Genomic DNA, 17,301 nt, shown 5'->3' with positions numbered 1-17,301 from the left:
TTATGAAAAATCTCACATTGGAAAATATTGCCGGAGCCTGTGGCGGAGCATATGTTGGAAGTGACGCCGACCGCAGCCGGGAGGTGGCGGATATCGTCACGGACAGCCGCAGGGCGAAGGAAGGCAGTCTGTTTGCGGCAATCTGCGGAGAGCACGTGGACGGTCACAGATTCATTCCGCAGGTTTACGCGCAGGGAGCGCTCTGCGTGCTCTGCGAGAAGGCGCCGGCAGAGGCGCAGGGACCGTATATCCTTGTGGAATCCACTCTGAAGGCGCTGATGGCGATTGCGGAGTTTTACCGGCAGCAGCTTGATATAAAAGTAGTCGGGATTACCGGCAGTGTTGGAAAAACCAGCACGAAGGAAATGATAGCCAGCGTGCTTTCGGAAAAGTACCGGGTGCTAAAGACGCCGGGAAATTTCAATAATGAGCTTGGGCTGCCGCTCACCGTTTTCCAGCTTACGGAGGAAGACGAGGTGGCGGTTCTGGAAATGGGCATCAACCATTTCGGGGAGATGCACCGGCTGAGCAAAATTGCCCGTCCGGATGTCTGTGTGATCACAAACATCGGCACTTGCCATCTGGAGTTTCTGGGAGACCGGGATGGTGTGCTGCGGGCAAAGTCGGAGATTTTTGATTTCATTGCCCCCGACGGACAGATCGTCCTTAACGGGGATGATGATAAATTGTCCGCTTTAAAGGAGGTCAGAGGGATTACGCCGCAGTTTTTCGGAATTGAGCATGCGTGCGCTATCCGGGCGACGGACATTGAAAATGCGGGCTTAAAGGGAGTAAAGTGCAGAATCCATGATGGAACGGAAAGCTTTGCTGTGACGATTCCCATTCCGGGATATCACATGGTGCTGAACGCTCTGGCTGCAACGGCAGTCGGCAGGGCGCTCGGCATGAGCCTGGAGGAGATCCGGCGGGGAATTGAAAAGCTTCAGGCGCTTGGCGGCAGGTTCCGTATTCTGGAGGCGGGCGGCATTACGGTGGTGGATGACTGCTACAATGCCAACCCGATGTCGATGAAGGCGTCTCTTGGCGTGCTTGCGGATGCTCCGGGCAGAAAAATAGCGGTTCTCGGAGATATGGGAGAGCTGGGCGAGAACGAACAGCAGCTCCACGGGGAGGTCGGCAGATTTGCTGCGGGGCTCGATATCCCGGTGTTTTTCTGTGTGGGCGCGCTGTGCCGTTATATGGCAGAGGAAATCCGGAGGCTGTCTCCGGAAAAGCAGGTCATCACGGCGGATTCGGTGGAAGAGGTCTTAAGGCTTCTTCCGGACAGTGTGCAGAAGGGGGACACCGTGCTTGTAAAAGCGTCTCACGCAATGCATTTTGAGAAAATCGTGGAGGCACTCACAAAGTAACTGCCGCGCAGGCGGAAGCGCTGCAGGACAGGGCAGTTGCGCAAAATAATTCTAAGGAGGATATGGATATGAAGAAGAAACTCGTCAGCAGCATCATTCTCTCGCTGGCAGCGGTGCTGGTATGTGCGGTTCCGGCGCTGGCGGACAGCCGCAAGGTGGTCACGCTGGGCACGGATTTATCACAGGACCAGAAGGATACCATGATGCGGTATTTCGGAGTAACGTATGACAGCGTGGATGTTATTTATATTAACAATACCGATGAGAGAAATCACCTCGGTTCTTATGTTCCGCTGGAACAGATTGGAAACTATACCTATAGCTGTGCGCTGGTGGCGCCGACCAGCTCCGGCGGTATCCAGGTAAAGACGGCGAATCTGGAGTGGGTTACCTGCAATATGATCGCGTCCACCCTGTCGACCTCCGGCGTTACAAACTGCCAGGTAGTGGCGGCATGCCCGTTCAAGGTATCCGGTACCGGAGCGCTCACAGGCGTTATTATGGCTTATGAGCAGGCAAGCAAACAGTCGCTTGACCCGGTTAAGGTGGAGCTGGCAAACCAGGAACTGGTGACGACCGGAAATCTGGCGAACGAAGTCGGACAGAGCAAGGCGACCGCCGTTATCAATGAGACAAAGATACAGGTCATCGAAAACAATGTCACCAATATAGAAGAGATTACAAACATTGTCAATGAAGTGTCGAATAATTACGACGTTACTATTAACGACGACCAGAGTGAAGAGATCGCAGAGCTGATGCAGCAGATTGCACAGCAGGAATACGATATCATCCAGCTTCAAGCGACGCTGGAGCGTGTGCAGGCAAATGTAGCGGGCGACGCCGGCGCTTCCGAGGAGGAGCAGCAGCAGGCTGAGGAGCGCGCGCAGGAAGCTGAAGCAGCGGCAGAAGAAGCGGCGAAGCAGCAGGAATCCGAAGCGCAGGAGACAGAAGCAGGCGGCGATGTGGTGATCGTCGACGATGTGACAGACCTCGATAACGATAATATTCTGAATAACACTGACCCGTCCGTGCTGGAGAGCGACGGCGGTACGGTTTCCGAGGAGGATACCACCCAGACAGTGCAGGAGCAGTCCGAACAGCAGGAGCAGACGGAGAATGAATTTGGTATCCCGGAGGCGACGGACGACGGCACGATCCAGCTGGAGACCCAGGCGGCTTCTGAGAACGCAGATGGCAGCGTGGAAGACCCGGTATTTACCGATGATACGAATGCTGCGGAAGCCGGTGGAGAGGCACTTCCGGAGGATGGAACCGGAAGCAGTGACGCAGTGATTCCGTCGGAAGAAACGGAAAGCACGGCGGGAACAGAAGCGGCAGCTCCTGAGACAGAAGCGGCTGCAGAGACAGAAGCGGCGGTTCAGGAAACGGAAGAGGTTCTGACGGCGGACAGCTTAAATGCAGAAGACCGTGAGATTTACGATGCTGTAAAGAAGGATCTGGAGAGTGCTTTCCAGAGCACGACCATCACCAGCGAGGACGGCATGTCCCAGGTATATCTGACTGAGACGGCGGCGAAGCTTTTCCCGGAAAAGATTGAGCAGTATCTGCTGAAGGTGCTCACGAAGGGCGCGGATGCGGTTGCAGCGGAGGAAGCGGCGGATACATCCATCAGCCAGACTATCGTTGCGGATACCCAGGCGCAGGCGCCGGATAAGTCCTATGAGGACAGCGATATGGTGCAGCTTGATAAGTATGTAAGAAGACTGATTTTCAAAGATTCCGAGGAATTCCTTGCAGACAGCAATCTGGAGGACGCGGATGAGGTGGTTCTTTATAATCTCATCATGGGTATTCTGGAGGATGCGTATAAGGTAGAGGATGCCGCAGACATGACGGAGGCGGCGATGGAGGAAACCGCAGCAGCGCCGGAAGAGGGCGCTGCGGACGCGGCGGAAACATCGGCGGACGTGAATGTCGATGAAATCCTGGAGAGCATCGACGGGGAAATGTCAGACGAGTTTGCGGATTTTGAGGAAGAAATGGGAAATTTCTAAGGCATGGGAAATTTGTTCCCGCGGGCAATGAGCCGGGTATCATGCCAGCAGCGGGATATCTGATTTGAGCGCGGGGAAATTTAAAAGGAGCTGCGGTTACTAAGATACCTTCTCTGATAAGAGGGGGATATATGTAACCGCAGCTCCTTTTTGCTGCCGTGCGCAGCTTAAGTACCGGAAGCTGTTTTTATGCTGATGGGAAATGCGGCCTGCATGGCGGCGCATTTTCCGGTTCTACAGCTATTCAATAACATGTTTGTCAAGCATATCCTGAATGATGTTCTGCGTATAGGATCCGAGGAATTTCCGTTCTTCTTTGCTCAGGTCTTTCGGATAGATGGGCTTGCCGTATTCCAGAATGACGTGCGCAGGACGGATTTTCGGAAGATGGTCCTCAAAAATATCGCCGGAATTGGTAATCGCCATCGGGACAATCGCACAGCCCGTTTTTTCCGCCATTTTCAGACTGCCCTCTTTAAAGGGAAGAAGCCTGGGCTCGTGGTTTCTTGTCCCCTCCGGAAAAATACACATTGAAATCCCGTTTTTAATCTGCTGGATGCCGGTGAGAATGGTTTTCAGCCCCTGTTTGATGTCGGAGCGGTCCAGAAACAGGCAGTACAGGCGCTTCATCCAGGTGGAGAGCAGCGGGATTTTTTCCATGCTGTCCTTTGCCACATAACCAGTCAGGTCCGGGCAGCGGCAGTAGGTCATCAGAATATCGAAATAGCTTCTGTGATTCCCTACATAAAGCACCGTTTCATTCTGCGGCACGTTTTCATAGCCGATTACCGTGATTTTTGCGCCGGTCTCCCAGAGGATAAACCGGAATACCGCCTGGATAATCCGCAGCGAGGAAATGTCCCGCGCGCGGGGATTGAATTTTCCGATGATCCATTCCACGATCAGAATCGGAATGGAGAGAATCAGAAAGCCGATAACTGTAACTGCAACAATGAGAAAACGTATCATGATATACAAAGCCTCCCTTGAAACATACGCGCCGCCGGGGACGGACGCTTTTGTGTGTCCGCTCCCGGTGCCCGGTCGTTTGTACTGTGTTTAGTATACAGAAAAAACGGGCGGCTGGCAAGCATTTTGGAAAAAAGGAATTTATTTTTCACTTGCATTATAAATAATAACATATTATAATTAATACACAACATTAAAATAAATATTGCAAAACGGGAAGACCTGTGATATGATAAGCTCATTGAAAATGTGTTATCTGTAGTTTCTGGATTACAACTCAAAGCCGTTCGGCTACACATTTCAGAAAAATCAAAATGAATGCATGGAGGAGCTTATTTGCAGGAAAAAGATATTATTTTAAAAGAGTATCAAGAAAACAGCCGTCATTTCTGCGATTTTGTAAATGGTGTGCTGGCACAGGGAAAGCCACTGGTGCAGTGCGGACAGATGGTACCGGTACCCACGGAGCTGGTACGCATAGAAGAAATTCCGCAGAAAGGAAAAGAAAACAGAAAGAGTGTCAGAGGCGTACAGCGCTTCCGGGATTTAACAAGAAAATTGTGGCGCCGGACGGAGAGATTATTGTTGCGCTTCAGAATCAGACGACAGTTGATTTTGGAATGCCTCTCAGGGTTATGACAGAGGATGCGCTGGAATATGATGTGCAGCGGCGCATGTGCAAAGATGAAAAACTGCATAAAGGAGAAAAACTAGCGCCGGTAATCACAATCGTGTTTTATTATGGAGCACAAATCTGGAGCGGACCGACAGATTTGGCTGATATGGTGAAGATACCGGAGGAGTTTAAGTGGTTGAAGAAGTATATCAGACCATACGCCATGCTTCTGATTACGCCGGAAAATGTAGATGCGGCTTGGTTTTCGGGAGGCTGGCGAGAGGTATTTGAAATTTTGCAGAGACGGAATGACGAAAAGGAAATGCAGCGCTATCTGCAGAAAAAACGGTCTGTATATGAAAAACTGCCGGAGGATACCAATCGTTTGATTTTTGCGTTGACGGGACATCTGGATTATTATAATGCCTTGAAAAGGAAAGGAGAGAGAGCAGTTATGTGTAAAGCATTTGAGGACCATTACAAATCGGGAGTGGAAGAAGGGAAAAATATCGGAATCCATCAAGGAATAAGCCAAGGACTCGGTCGGGGAATCGGGGCGATGATACGGGAAAACCAGGAGGAGGGAAAAACAACGGAATCAATTATAGACAAGCTGCAGAAATATTTCTCGCTGAGCCGGGAGGAAGCGCTGGGTTATATCAGATGTAATCAGAAATAATTTTACAAATTGCCAAAACCGCATTATACTATCCTTATAGATTATGATACTGCCGGGCAGAAGCCGTTCAGACTTTTTGCCGCGGCGGCAGGAAGAACTTGACTGGGAGGATGTGCAGGATGAAAAAAAGATTCTGGATGACGGCAGCCGCAGCGGCGGTAATGACCGAATGCCTTGGAAATGCGGCGGCAGCGGAGGAGACATATCATGTCGGTATCTGCCAGCTGATACAGCATGAGGCGTTAGACAGTGCGACGCGGGGCTTTAAGGATGCGTTGACGGAAAAATTCGGCGATGAGGTAGTGATTGAGGAGCAGAACGCGCAGGGGGATTTTTATCTGTGCTCCACGATTATAAACGGTTTTGTGGCGGGAAATGTGGATTTGATTCTGGCAAATTCCACGGCGTCCCTGCAGACGGCGGCCACGGCGACCAGTCAGATACCGATTCTGGGGACATCGGTCACAAAATATGAGGCGGCTCTGCAGCTGGATGATTTTGACGGCACGGTGGGCGGAAATATTTCGGGCACCTCCGATCTGGCGCCGCTCGACGAGCAGGCGTCCATGATACAGGAGCTGTTTCCGAAGGCGGAAACGGTAGGTCTGCTTTACTGCTCGGCGGAGCCGAACTCGCAGTATCAGATTGACGTGATGACGGAAGAGCTGGAAGCGCGCGGTTACACATGCAGAGAATATGGCTTTTCGGATTCCAATGATATTGCTTCTGTCACCACGAACGCTACGATGGAGTGCGATGTGATTTTTGTTCCGACAGATAACACCGCAGCGTCCAACGCGGAACTGATTGCCAACGTGTGCATTCCGGCTGGTATCCCGGTTGTGGCTGGCGAAGAGGGTATCTGCAGAATCTGCGGTGTGGCAACGCTTTCGATTGATTATTACGACCTTGGCTATACCACCGGGCAGATGGCGGTACGCATTCTGGCAGACGGGGAGGATATCTCCACCATGCCGATTGAATATGCGCCGGCGGTAACAAAGGAATATAATAAAGAAATCTGTGAGAAGCTCGGTCTGGAAATTCCGGAGGACTATGTAGAGCTGCAGATGGAATGAGGGATAAGAAGTGGAGAAGATAAAGAAGGCGTTTGCTGCGGCGTTTCCGCACACCATTCCGATTTTTGCGGGCTTCTGGTTTCTTGGTCTGACCTACGGGATTTATATGAATGTGTCGGGCTTTGACTTCTGGTATCCGATGGTGATGAGCGTCACGATTTTCGCCGGTTCGATGGAATTTGTGACCTGTGATCTGCTTCTGGGCGCATTCAATCCGCTGCAGGCGTTTGTGATGACGCTGATGATCAATGCGCGCCATCTGTTTTACGGCATCTCCATGCTGGACAAATTTAAGGGGACAGGCTGGAAAAAGTTTTATCTGATTTTTGGGATGTGTGATGAAACATTCTCTATTAATTATACCGCAAAGGTGCCGGAGGGGGTGGACCGGGGCTGGTTTATGCTTGCTGTCACGCTGCTGAACCAGTTTTACTGGTTCCTGGGAGCGACGCTTGGCGGAATTTTCGGCTCTTTTCTGCACTTTGACACAGAGGGGCTGGAATTTGTGATGACCGCGATGTTTGTCGTCATCTTTATGGAGCAGTGGCTGAAGGATAAAAATCATACCAGCGCCCTGCTTGGTCTGGGACTGTCGCTTTTGTGCCTGATTATGTTTGGGGCGGACAATTTTATTATTCCGTCTATGCTGGGAATTCTCGGAGCGCTGACGCTTCTGCGGGGAAGCCTTGAAAATGAAGAAGAGAAAAGGGAGGAGGCGTGGCGATGACACTTGCACAGCAGATTATAACCATTGCAGTGGTAGTTCTGGGCACCATGCTGACGCGCTTCCTGCCGTTTTTAATCTTTCCGGCAGGAAAGCAGACGCCAAAATATATCCAATATCTTGGAAAGGTGCTCCCGGCGGCGGTATTCGGGATGCTGATTATTTACTGTCTGAAAGACGTTTCCGTATTTTCCGGAAGTCATGCCCTGCCGGAGCTCATTTCTATTGCGGCGGTGGTTTTGCTGCACCTGTGGAAACGGCAGATGCTGCTGTCAATCGCCGGCGGTACGGTGCTCTATATGCTGCTCGTGCAGTTTGTGTTCTGAAGAGGCTGCTGCCTGGTGGCGGACGCTCTGCGCTCCGGCACAGGACCTGCAGCCCGCGCCTGCCGCTTTTGGCTGTACGGTGCGCTTTGCCGGACCTTTAAATCCAAGATGAATTGCCTGCACCGGGCAGGCGTCGCGGCATTCGCCGCAGCGGATACATTCCGCGGAATCCGGATGCTTTACCGGATCGACATCCATTTTACAGACGTGGGCGCATTTCTGGCAGCCCACGCATTTTTTTTCGTCAACCTCCAGATGATAGATGCTGATTTTATTCAGCAGCCCGTAAATAGCGCCGAGCGGGCACATCGCCTTGCAGAAAAAGCGGTAGACGGACATGCAGCCGAAAAGCGTCAGCACCAGAATGGCTACCTTCAGGCTGAACAGCTCCCCGATGACAGAGCGCAGCCGCGGGTTTGCCAGAAGCAGCGGGATACCGCCCTCCAGGGTTCCAGCCGGGCAGATAAATTCGCAGAACGCCGGTTTTCCCATACCCATATAGTCGGTGGCGGTAATCGGCAGGATAATGACAAAAACCGCCAGAATCACATATTTCAGATAGCGCACGGGTTTCGGGAGCTTCCGTTTGGGAAACGGGATCTTGTGCAGCAGCTCCTGCAGCAGTCCGAAGGGACAGAGAAAGCCGCAGATTGCACGCCCGAAGAGAACGCCGGCGGCAAGCAGAAAACCGACCACATAAAAGCTGAATTTAAAATTCATGGAGCCGCTGACAGCCTGCAGCGCGCCGATGGGACAGGCGAGCGAGGCGGCAGGGCAGGAATAACAGTTCAGCCCCGGATTGCAGAATTGTTTCCAGGAGCCGGTGTACAGACTGCCGCTTTTAAAGTTTCCCAGATGAATATTGGAAAAGCCGAAGGCGGCAATCTGAATAAGTTTTCTTTTTATAGGATTGGTAAGCTTCATCATATCATCACCCCAGCCCGATGCATTCCATACAGATATGGATGGCTTTATTCAGGACGATTGCAACCTCGCCGCGCGAAACGCCGTAAATCAGAAACAGCGCCGCCGCGGCAAGCGCGCCTGCCTGAAGCAGGTGCCGTGTAAGGCTACGCATTCTGTTTCTCCGCGGCATCTGCGCCGGTTTCGGATTCCGCACCGGTACCGGTCACTTTCGCACTGGCTTCGGTGTCCGCATCCGTGCTGTCTGCCGGGTATTCTGCCTGGTATTCTTCCAGACGCTCTTTATAGGCGTCCACATCCGCGCCCTCAATCCACTGACCGAGAATATTGCCGTCCTTATCAACAAAGAAGGTGCTGGGTACGCCCGTCACGGGAGAGAGAAATTCTGCAAAATCTTCATTTGCAATCAACTGAGTGAATCCGGCATCCGCCTTTTCCACGATCTGGTTGGCAAGGTCCAGATTTGTCTGTGAAATCTCATTATTCTGGTCCATGACATCAATGACCAGTCCGACCATCTGCATGTTTTCCGGGAGACTGCGCGCGATTTCGCCAAGCTCCGGCATTTCGCTGATACAGGGAGAGCAGAAGGTGCCCCAGACATTTACCATTGTGACATCTTTATCCGAAAAAATATCTTCCGTTACCTCGTTGCCCGCAATGTCCTCAGTCGTAAAGGAAGGAACCTCTGTCGGGAGCTTGTCGCTGTCCCAGAGCATTGCCCCGGCGGAAAGACCGGAAAAGGCGGAAAGTGCAACGGTGCAGGAAAGAATTGCCGCTATTTTTTTCTTTAACATAATACGTACCTCGCTTTTTTTATTTTGTGAATCTGATATAGCTTTTATTGTAGTGTATCGGGGTGAGAAAAGCAATTTTATTTTTATGAATTTCCTGTGTTTTTCCTGTGAAAAGACATATGCGCGGAAAATATTTCATAAGCATATAAAAAAGAAATGTGGGAAGCCATGAAGTATTTATGGAAAAAAGTGTGTCTCTGTCTTCTTGTGCTCGGCGCCGCCGTGCTGCTTGCCGGATGCGGGGAGACACAGCCGGAGGACAAAATCCGCGATCTGGAATTTACGGTTCTGGAGGAGAGCGATATACCGGAAGCGCTTGCTGAGGTAATCGCAGAAAACCGGCAGAAGGAAATGAAGCTGAGCTATCAGAAGGAGGGCTATCTTTACATAGCGCGCGGATTCGGCGAACAGAAAACAGCCGGATACAGCATTGCGGTGCCGCAGTGCTACCTTGCGGAGGATGGCATTCATGTAAAATTCGAGCTGATTGGACCGCAGAGCGGGGCGGAACTCAAAGAGGAAGCGTCCTATCCCTATATTGTCATCAGGATGGAGGCGATGGATGAAACGATAACCTTCGAATAATTGCAAAAATAATGCTTGCAATATACCCCGACAGGGTATATAATACCGATATACCGGTCGGGGGTATATGAAATGCGGAAAATTATAAAGAGGATAACCGGCGCGCCGCACATGAGGCTGAAAAGATATGCCGGTGTATACACGAAAGAAGGAGGACGTATATGGAAGAGTTAAATGGGGAAGTCTGTTCAGATAATGGCAAAAAAGAATGCTGCTGCGCCAAAACCAAAGAGCGCGATGAAAAAGAATACAAGGATCTGATTCATCGTCTGAACCGCATCGAGGGGCAGATACGCGGAATTAAGGGAATGGTGGAAAAAAATGCCTACTGTCCCGATATCCTGGTGCAGGTGGCGGCGGCAAACGCCGCGCTGAACAGCTTCAATAAGGTACTGCTTGCCAATCACATCCGTACCTGCGTTGTCCGGGACCTTCACGAGGGAAAGGATGAGACGGTGGACGAGCTGGTGGCGGTTCTGCAGAAGCTGATGAAGTAAAGGCGTGTATCTGATTTCGGACACTTTGCCGGATATCCGGACAGCTATAAGACACAATAAACACAAGGAGTGAGATGAAAGATGAAGCAATATACAGTGACGGGTATGAGCTGCGCGGCGTGCAGCGCGCGCGTGGAAAAAGCGGTATCGAAGGTGCCGGGAGTTACGTCGTGCTCGGTCAGTCTGCTGACAAATTCGATGGGCGTGGAGGGAACCGCTTCCGATAGCGCTGTCATAGCGGCTGTCACGGACGCCGGGTACGGAGCCGCTGTGAAGGGAGCGCCGGACGCCCCGAAGGCGGCAGCGGCAAATGATGAGGAGCTTTTAAAGGACAGGGAAACGCCGGTCCTGAAAAAACGTCTGATTGCGTCCGTCGGGTTTCTGCTGGTTCTGATGTATTTTTCAATGGGGCATATGATGTGGGACTGGCCGTTGCCGTCCTTCTTTGAAAATAATCATGTGGCGATGGGGCTGCTGCAGCTTCTTCTCACGGAGATTATTATGGTGATCAACCAGAAATTTTTTATCAGCGGTTTCAAAGGACTGTTGCACGGCGCGCCGAACATGGATACGCTGGTGGCGCTCGGTTCCGGTGCTTCCTTTGTATACAGCACCTACGCCCTGTTCGCCATGACGGATGCGCAGGTGAAGGGCGATATGGCGGGCGTGATGTCGTACATGCATGAATTTTATTTTGAGTCCGCAGCGATGATTCTCACCCTGATTACGGTGGGCAAGATGCTGGAGGCGCGCTCAAAGGGCAAAACGACCGACGCACTGAAGGGTCTGATGAAGCTGGCACCCAAAAAGGCGACGGTCCTGCGCGACGGTGTGGAAACGGAGGTTTCCATTGAACAGGTGCGCAAAGGAGATATTTTTGTTGTCCGCCCCGGTGAAAATATCCCGGTGGACGGTATTGTGCTGGAGGGCAGCAGCGCGGTAAATGAAGCGGCGCTGACCGGTGAGAGCATTCCGGCGGACAAAGCGGCGGGGGACGCTGTCTCGGCGGCGACCATCAACCAGTCCGGCTTTTTAAAATGTGAAGCGACGCGCGTGGGAGAGGACACCACTCTCTCGCAGATTATCCAGATGGTAAGCGACGCGGCGGCGACCAAAGCGCCGATCGCAAAGGTGGCGGACAAGGTGTCCGGCGTGTTTGTTCCGGCGGTGATTGCGATTGCGATCGTGACAATCATCGGCTGGCTGCTTGCCGGTGAGAGCGTCGGCTTTGCGCTGGCGCGCGGAATTTCCGTGCTGGTGATCAGCTGTCCGTGCGCGCTGGGGCTTGCCACGCCGGTGGCGATCATGGTCGGCAACGGCATGGGTGCGAAAAACGGTATTCTGTTTAAGACGGCGGTTTCTCTGGAGGAAACAGGCAGAACGGAAATTGTAGCGCTTGATAAAACCGGCACCATTACGCGCGGAGAACCGCAGGTGACGGACCTTCTTCCGGCGGACGGCTTTACAGAGGAAGAGCTGCTTACGCTTGCCTGCGCGCTGGAGCAGAAGAGCGAGCATCCGCTGGCGCGCGCTGTGCTTGCGCGGGGGCAGAAGGAAGGACGGGCGCTGCCGGAGGTATCCGATTTTAGGGCGCTTCCCGGAAACGGGCTGACGGCGGTTCTGGCGGGCAGCTCCCTGAACGGTGGAAACGCGCAGTTTATCAGCACGAAGGTACAACTGCCGGAAAGCATCCGCGCACAGGGCGACCGTCTGGCGGAGGAAGGAAAAACGCCGTTGTACTTTGCAAAGGACGAGAAACTTGCAGGCATTATTGCGGTGGCGGATGTTATAAAAGAGGACAGTCCGCAGGCAATCAGCGAGCTGCAGAACATGGGTATCCGGGTGGTGATGCTCACGGGAGATAATGAGCGGACGGCGCGGGCGATCGGCAGACAGGCGGGCGTTGACGAAGTGATTGCGGGCGTGCTTCCCGACGGCAAAGAGAGCGTTATCCGTGGCTTGAAGAAACAGGGCAGGGTGGCAATGGTCGGCGACGGTATCAACGACGCCCCGGCGCTGACGCGGGCGGATATCGGAATCGCCATCGGCGCGGGCACGGATGTCGCCATTGATGCGGCGGATATCGTGCTGATGAAGAGCCGTCTGAGCGATGTTCCGGCGGCAATCCGGCTGAGCCGTGCGACTCTGCGGAATATTCACCAGAACCTGTTCTGGGCGTTCTTTTACAATGCGGTGGGTATTCCGCTTGCTATGGGACTCTGGATTCCGCTCACCGGCTGGAAATTAAATCCGATGTTCGGAGCGGCGGCGATGAGCCTGTCCAGCTTCTGCGTAGTGACAAATGCGCTGCGCTTGAATCTGTTCAAAATATATGATGCAGGCAGAGACAAAAAAATCAGAAAGAAAAAAGAGAAGGAGAGTAAAACAATGGAAAAAACAATGAAAATTGAAGGAATGATGTGCGGACACTGCGAGGCGAGAGTGAAGAAAGTGCTGGAAGCATTGCCGGGGGTAGAGCAGGCGGTGGTCAGCCACCAGGAGGGCACGGCAGTTGTTACCCTGAATGCGCCGGTAGCTGACGAGCTGCTCAAAAAGACGGTCGAGGACCAGGACTACAAAGTAATTTCTATTTCATAGGTATGATATACGGAGAACGCCGGGCGCATCATGTGATAAAGCTGCTTCATCCGACGTATGCCTGCAGCAGCCGGAGCGTATTTTCTGCGCCGTCGCGGTGAGAGCGCTCATAGCCGTGGGAGGCGTAGACGCCAGGACCGATCAGACCGTGTCTGGCGTCGATTCCGGCAGCGAGCGCTGCGTCGGCGTCGGAACCATAAAACGGATACACATCAGCAGCGTAGTCGATTCCGTGATCCTGCGCTGCTTTTATTAATGCTTTTACCACATCGTGATGATAGGGACCGCGGCTGTCCTTCACGCAGATGGACACCTGGCGTTCCGTGCATTCCAGACCACTGCCTACGCAGCCCATATCGACGGAGAGAAGCTCCGTTACGTCAGACGGGATCGAGGCGCAGCCGCCGTGTCCGACCTCCTCAAAGACCGTGGCGTGCTGCCAGACCTTTCGCGGAAGTACGACGTTTTCCTCTTTCACGTATTTTGCGTAGCCGAGCAGGATCGCGGTGCTGAGCTTATCGTCAAGATAGCGGCTTTTGATGTAGCCGGAAGCCGTGATGCGTGTGCGCGGCTGCGGGCAGACATAGCACCCGGTCATGATGCCAAGCTTTTTCACATCATCTTTGGAGAACACCGGTTCGTCGAGCACCAGCTCCACGCTGTCGAAGGTGCGGGCGGTATCGTTGTAGGATTTGTTTACATGGATGGAGGCGTCCGCGAGCTGGATGGTTCCCTCGTATGTTTTTCCGTCCATCGCGTAGACGGTGCAGTTTTCCGCCTCGACATTGTTGGCGTTTAAGCCTCCGATGGGCGTGAGGCGCAGACGGCCGTCGCTTTTTATCTCCGCGACCATTGCACCCAGCGTATCCACGTGCGCCAGCAGCATCAGCGCGTTGCCGTCGCCTCCGAGGTCGGCAAGAACGCCGCCCTTCACGGTTTTCTGCGGGGAATATCCGAGACGCCGGTATTCCTCCATCAGATAATCGGAGACTGCCCCGGTAAAGCCAGAGGGGCTGTCAATGGCGAGAAGCTTCTGCGCCTGTTCAAGAATATAATCTACATAATGATTCATATTGTGCCATCTTCCTTTCTGTCTGTATAAATGTTCGCCGCGTTCGTGCAGGAAAAACTGTGTTGCTGCTTCATCTGCTCACAGCCACAAACCCGTACAGAATTCAGTTTAACATACTTTGCGCCAGACCGGAGCAAAAAAAGAAAAAATCTTATACGATGGATGAAGGACAGATTGTAACAGTTCAGCTAAGCTGCCCTGTTACATGCAAAAATCCATTTAAAATCGCTTCGCGATGGGATTTTTGCACTCTTGTATCATTTTCTTACGGTCTTTGCAGCGAGTGCAAAGACCTGTCTGAACTGTTACGACAGATCACAAGAATAGAACAAAAGTTCGAAAAATGTACTGTACTTTTTCCGGCTTGTCTGTTATACTATGCTCAGAGCTATTTTTGGAGGACAATGCGATGGAGCAGATGACCTTATTTGATGACAGAGAGAAAACGGTGCCGCTTGCCAGTCGCCTGCGCCCGGAGCGGCTGGAGGATTTTGTGGGACAGGAGCACCTGCTCGGACCGGGGAAGATGCTGCGCAGGCTGATTGAGGAGGACCAGATATCCTCCATGATTTTCTGGGGACCGCCGGGCGTCGGTAAGACGACGCTTGCCGGAATCATTGCGGCGCACACGAAGGCGGAGTTTATTAACTTCAGTGCTGTCACCAGCGGCATCAAAGAAATAAAAGAAGTGATGCAGCAGGCGGAAAACAGCCGCCGCATGGGGCGCAGGACGGTGCTTTTTGTGGACGAGATCCATCGTTTTAACAAGGCGCAGCAGGATGCTTTCCTGCCATTTGTGGAAAAGGGCAGTATTATCTTAATCGGGGCGACCACGGAAAATCCGTCTTTTGAGGTAAACGCGGCGCTTCTGTCACGCTGCCGGGTATTTGTGCTGAAGGCGCTGGAGGAGAAGGACCTTGTGCGTGTGCTGGAAAATGCTCTTACCAGTCCTTCCGGCTTTCTGCACTCCCATGTAAAAATGAGCGGGCGCCAGCTTCAGGCAATCGCGGCATTTGCAAACGGGGATGCCCGCACGGCGCTGAATACCCTGGAAATGGCGGTGACAAACGGCGAGATCAGCGCGGAGGGGATCACCGTCACGGACGAAGGGCTGGAGCAGTGCATCAGCCGGAAGTCTCTTTTATACGATAAAAGCGGCGAGGAGCATTACAATCTCATCTCCGCACTGCATAAATCCATGCGCAACAGCGATCCGGACGCGGCGATCTACTGGATGTGCCGGATGCTGGAGGGCGGGGAAGATCCGCTGTATATTGCGCGCAGGCTCATTCGTTTTGCCAGCGAGGACATCGGTATGGCGGACAGTCAGGCGCTGCAGGTGGCGGTGGCGGCGTACCAGGCGTGTCATTTTCTTGGAATGCCGGAGTGCGATGTGCATCTGACGCACGCAGTCACCTATCTTTCGATGGCGCCGAAGTCGAATGCGCTTTATACAGCCTGCGAGGAATGTAAGCGCGATGTGAAGGAGCGGCGGGCGGAGCCGGTTCCGCTCTGGCTGCGCAATGCCCCGACCGGGCTTATGAAGGAGCTGCACTATGGAGACGGCTACCAGTATGCGCACGATACGCAGGAGAAGCTGACGGCGATGCAGTGTCTGCCGGAAGCGATGGCGGACCGGGAGTATTACCATCCGACTTCGCAGGGCGCGGAGGCGGCAGTGAAAAAGCATTTAGAAGAAGTAAAGGAGTGGAAGCGACATGAGCGTACAGCTCACAAGGGAACTGTTTGATTTTATAGAAGGAAGTCCAAGCTGCTTTCATGCGGTGGAATCCATGCGCAGGCAGCTTGACGGTGCGGGTTATACACAGCTTCTGGAAAGCAGGCCGTGGAGCCTTGCGCCCGGCGGAAAATATTATGTGGTGCGCAACGGTTCCTCTCTGATTGCGTTCCGTATCCCGGAGACGGAAATCTGCGGCTTTCAGATTATGGCGAGCCACAGCGATTCTCCGTGCTTTAAGATCAAGGAAAATCCGGAAATGGAAGCAGAAGGACATTATATAAAGCTGAATGTGGAGAAATACGGCGGAATGCTGATGGCTCCCTGGTTTGACCGCCCGCTCTCGGTAGCGGGACGTCTGATGGTGCGTGAGAACGGGCAGATTAAGGTAAAGCTTGTCAATGTAGACCGCGATCTTCTGATGATCCCCAACCTTGCCATCCACATGAACCGGGAAGCAAACGACGGCATGAAATACAATGTACAGAAGGATCTGCTGCCGCTTTACGGGGATGAGACGGCGAAGGGCAGCTTTCAGGCGCTTGTTGCGGAGGCGGCAGGGGTATCGCCAGAGGCGGTGACCGGCAGCGACCTGTTTTTATATAACCGGATGCCGGGCAGCATCTGGGGCGCGAACCGGGAATTTATCTCTATCGGAAGGCTGGACGATCTGCAGTGCGCCTTTTCTTCGCTGAAGGGCTTCCTGGAAGCAGAAGAGGGGGAGAGCATCCCGGTGCACTGTGTGTTTGATAATGAGGAAGTGGGCAGCGGTACCCGGCAGGGAGCAGCCTCCACATTTCTGTATGATACGCTGGCGAACATCTGCGGGGCGCTGGGAAAAACGATGATGGAATACCGCAGGATGCTTGCCGCCAGCTTTATGCTCTCGGCGGATAACGCGCAGGGCGTGCATCCCAATTACGGGGAAAAGGCGTGCCCGACCAACCGCCCGTACTTAAACGGCGGTATCGTGCTCAAATACAGCGCGAACCAGAAATACACCACGGACGGCATCGCGGCGGCAGTGTTTAAGGAAATCTGCACGATGGCGGAGGTGCCTTACCAGAATTATGTAAATCGTTCAGATATTCTGGGCGGCTCGACGCTCGGCAATATTTCCGGAACGCAGGTGGCGGTTGCCACGGCGGATATCGGGCTTGCGCAGCTCGCCATGCACTCGCCTTACGAGACGGGCGGTATCCGGGACACGGAATATCTTGTGAAAGCGGCAAAGGTATTTTTCGAAAGTTCCGTCTGCGAAACCGGGTACGGAAGCTTTCGAATACAGCGCAAAGCTTACTGAGACGAT

The 17,301-nt window shown here is 53.0% G+C and carries 16 protein-coding genes; 11 read left to right on the top strand and 5 right to left on the bottom strand.

The window, feature by feature from the left end:
* Window positions 1-2: 2 nt before the first annotated feature.
* Together NQ534_RS07115 and NQ534_RS07110 are read left to right on the top strand one after the other, a co-directional pair.
* A complete protein-coding gene (locus NQ534_RS07115; protein WP_006863637.1) occupies window positions 3-1,370 on the top strand; it encodes a UDP-N-acetylmuramoyl-tripeptide--D-alanyl-D-alanine ligase in 1,368 nt (455 codons plus the stop codon).
* A 68-nt stretch (window positions 1,371-1,438) separates the two neighbouring features.
* Entirely contained in the window at window positions 1,439-3,388 is a 1,950-nt protein-coding gene (locus NQ534_RS07110) for a DUF1002 domain-containing protein (RefSeq protein WP_050778366.1), read from the top strand.
* Window positions 3,389-3,628: 240 nt separating this feature from the next.
* Here NQ534_RS07110 and NQ534_RS07105 read toward each other — a convergent pair whose 3' ends face one another.
* Complete coding sequence (locus NQ534_RS07105) at window positions 3,629-4,357, bottom strand: lysophospholipid acyltransferase family protein (RefSeq protein ID WP_006863640.1); 729 nt, start codon at window positions 4,355-4,357, stop codon at window positions 3,629-3,631.
* A 437-nt stretch (window positions 4,358-4,794) separates the two neighbouring features.
* Here NQ534_RS07105 and NQ534_RS07100 point away from each other — a divergent pair, with 437 nt between their 5' ends.
* The 4 genes from NQ534_RS07100 to NQ534_RS07085 all read left to right on the top strand — a co-directional run bounded on the left by NQ534_RS07100 (window position 4,795) and on the right by NQ534_RS07085 (window position 7,781).
* A complete protein-coding gene (locus NQ534_RS07100; RefSeq protein WP_074680017.1) occupies window positions 4,795-5,652 on the top strand; it encodes an Rpn family recombination-promoting nuclease/putative transposase in 858 nt (285 codons plus the stop codon).
* 119 nt (window positions 5,653-5,771) lie between these two features.
* Window positions 5,772-6,731 carry an ABC transporter substrate-binding protein gene (locus NQ534_RS07095; protein ID WP_006863643.1) on the top strand — a complete coding sequence of 320 codons (960 nt, stop codon included), beginning with the start codon at window positions 5,772-5,774 and terminating at the stop codon, window positions 6,729-6,731.
* A gap of 10 nt (window positions 6,732-6,741) precedes the next feature.
* A complete protein-coding gene (locus NQ534_RS07090) occupies window positions 6,742-7,458 on the top strand; it encodes an AzlC family ABC transporter permease (RefSeq protein ID WP_006863644.1) in 717 nt (238 codons plus the stop codon).
* The gene (locus tag NQ534_RS07085) at window positions 7,455-7,781 is read left to right on the top strand and encodes a branched-chain amino acid transport AzlD family protein (RefSeq protein ID WP_006863645.1); all 327 of its coding nucleotides are present in this window, start codon (window positions 7,455-7,457) and stop codon (window positions 7,779-7,781) included. Before NQ534_RS07090 ends, NQ534_RS07085 begins: the two co-directional genes overlap by 4 nt.
* Here NQ534_RS07085 and NQ534_RS07080 read toward each other — a convergent pair.
* From NQ534_RS07080 to NQ534_RS07070, 3 genes are read right to left on the bottom strand one after another with little or no spacing between them, the layout of a single operon-like run.
* Window positions 7,728-8,705: a 4Fe-4S binding protein gene (locus tag NQ534_RS07080; protein ID WP_006863646.1), complete on the bottom strand. Its 978-nt coding sequence runs from the start codon at window positions 8,703-8,705 to the stop codon at window positions 7,728-7,730. The genes NQ534_RS07085 and NQ534_RS07080 overlap by 54 nt on opposite strands.
* 7 nt (window positions 8,706-8,712) lie before the next feature.
* Window positions 8,713-8,859: a CD1871A family CXXC motif-containing protein gene (locus tag NQ534_RS07075; RefSeq protein WP_006863647.1), complete on the bottom strand. Its 147-nt coding sequence runs from the start codon at window positions 8,857-8,859 to the stop codon at window positions 8,713-8,715.
* Complete coding sequence (locus NQ534_RS07070) at window positions 8,852-9,502, bottom strand: TlpA family protein disulfide reductase (RefSeq protein ID WP_006863648.1); 651 nt, start codon at window positions 9,500-9,502, stop codon at window positions 8,852-8,854. The genes NQ534_RS07075 and NQ534_RS07070 overlap by 8 nt, the downstream gene beginning before the upstream one ends.
* 168 nt (window positions 9,503-9,670) lie before the next feature.
* Here NQ534_RS07070 and NQ534_RS07065 point away from each other — a divergent pair, with 168 nt between their 5' ends.
* The 3 genes from NQ534_RS07065 (at window position 9,671) to NQ534_RS07055 (ending at window position 13,182) form a co-directional block, all read left to right on the top strand.
* The gene (locus NQ534_RS07065) at window positions 9,671-10,087 is read left to right on the top strand and encodes a protease complex subunit PrcB family protein (RefSeq protein ID WP_040784764.1); all 417 of its coding nucleotides are present in this window, start codon (window positions 9,671-9,673) and stop codon (window positions 10,085-10,087) included.
* A gap of 161 nt (window positions 10,088-10,248) precedes the next feature.
* On the top strand, window positions 10,249-10,584 hold the full coding sequence (locus tag NQ534_RS07060; protein WP_006863652.1) for a metal-sensing transcriptional repressor: 336 nt from the start codon (window positions 10,249-10,251) through the stop codon (window positions 10,582-10,584).
* A gap of 81 nt (window positions 10,585-10,665) precedes the next feature.
* A complete protein-coding gene (locus NQ534_RS07055; protein WP_006863653.1) occupies window positions 10,666-13,182 on the top strand; it encodes a heavy metal translocating P-type ATPase in 2,517 nt (838 codons plus the stop codon).
* A 46-nt stretch (window positions 13,183-13,228) separates the two neighbouring features.
* Here the strand turns inward: NQ534_RS07055 and NQ534_RS07050 are convergent, their stop codons facing one another.
* Complete coding sequence (locus tag NQ534_RS07050) at window positions 13,229-14,254, bottom strand: M42 family metallopeptidase (RefSeq protein WP_006863654.1); 1,026 nt, start codon at window positions 14,252-14,254, stop codon at window positions 13,229-13,231.
* A 409-nt stretch (window positions 14,255-14,663) separates the two neighbouring features.
* Between NQ534_RS07050 and NQ534_RS07045 the strand changes: the two genes are divergently transcribed.
* Window positions 14,664-16,004: a replication-associated recombination protein A gene (locus NQ534_RS07045; protein ID WP_040784766.1), complete on the top strand. Its 1,341-nt coding sequence runs from the start codon at window positions 14,664-14,666 to the stop codon at window positions 16,002-16,004.
* Entirely contained in the window at window positions 15,973-17,295 is a 1,323-nt protein-coding gene (locus tag NQ534_RS07040; protein WP_006863657.1) for a M18 family aminopeptidase, read from the top strand. The genes NQ534_RS07045 and NQ534_RS07040 overlap by 32 nt, the downstream gene beginning before the upstream one ends.
* Window positions 17,296-17,301: the final 6 nt, after the last annotated feature.

It is taken from the genome of Marvinbryantia formatexigens DSM 14469, assembly GCF_025148285.1.
GTDB lineage: Bacteria > Bacillota > Clostridia > Lachnospirales > Lachnospiraceae > Marvinbryantia > Marvinbryantia formatexigens.
The sequence above is the reverse complement of the archived record's forward strand: the minus strand, read 5'-3'. Positions and strand labels throughout refer to the sequence as shown.

Excerpts from the sequence above, each read along its gene's own strand:
- NQ534_RS07115 (WP_006863637.1), top strand. The coding sequence starts at position 3 with ATGAAAAATCTCACATTGGAAAATATTGCCGGAGCCTGTGGCGGAGCA.
- NQ534_RS07110 (WP_050778366.1), top strand. The coding sequence starts at position 1,439 with ATGAAGAAGAAACTCGTCAGCAGCATCATTCTCTCGCTGGCAGCGGTG.
- NQ534_RS07105 (WP_006863640.1), bottom strand. The coding sequence starts at position 4,357 with ATGATACGTTTTCTCATTGTTGCAGTTACAGTTATCGGCTTTCTGATT.
- NQ534_RS07095 (WP_006863643.1), top strand. The coding sequence starts at position 5,772 with ATGAAAAAAAGATTCTGGATGACGGCAGCCGCAGCGGCGGTAATGACC.
- NQ534_RS07085 (WP_006863645.1), top strand. The coding sequence starts at position 7,455 with ATGACACTTGCACAGCAGATTATAACCATTGCAGTGGTAGTTCTGGGC.
- NQ534_RS07080 (WP_006863646.1), bottom strand. The coding sequence starts at position 8,705 with ATGAAGCTTACCAATCCTATAAAAAGAAAACTTATTCAGATTGCCGCC.
- NQ534_RS07075 (WP_006863647.1), bottom strand. The coding sequence starts at position 8,859 with ATGCGTAGCCTTACACGGCACCTGCTTCAGGCAGGCGCGCTTGCCGCG.
- NQ534_RS07070 (WP_006863648.1), bottom strand. The coding sequence starts at position 9,502 with ATGTTAAAGAAAAAAATAGCGGCAATTCTTTCCTGCACCGTTGCACTT.
- NQ534_RS07065 (WP_040784764.1), top strand. The coding sequence starts at position 9,671 with ATGAAGTATTTATGGAAAAAAGTGTGTCTCTGTCTTCTTGTGCTCGGC.
- NQ534_RS07060 (WP_006863652.1), top strand. The coding sequence starts at position 10,249 with ATGGAAGAGTTAAATGGGGAAGTCTGTTCAGATAATGGCAAAAAAGAA.
- NQ534_RS07055 (WP_006863653.1), top strand. The coding sequence starts at position 10,666 with ATGAAGCAATATACAGTGACGGGTATGAGCTGCGCGGCGTGCAGCGCG.
- NQ534_RS07050 (WP_006863654.1), bottom strand. The coding sequence starts at position 14,254 with ATGAATCATTATGTAGATTATATTCTTGAACAGGCGCAGAAGCTTCTC.
- NQ534_RS07045 (WP_040784766.1), top strand. The coding sequence starts at position 14,664 with ATGGAGCAGATGACCTTATTTGATGACAGAGAGAAAACGGTGCCGCTT.
- NQ534_RS07040 (WP_006863657.1), top strand. The coding sequence starts at position 15,973 with ATGAGCGTACAGCTCACAAGGGAACTGTTTGATTTTATAGAAGGAAGT.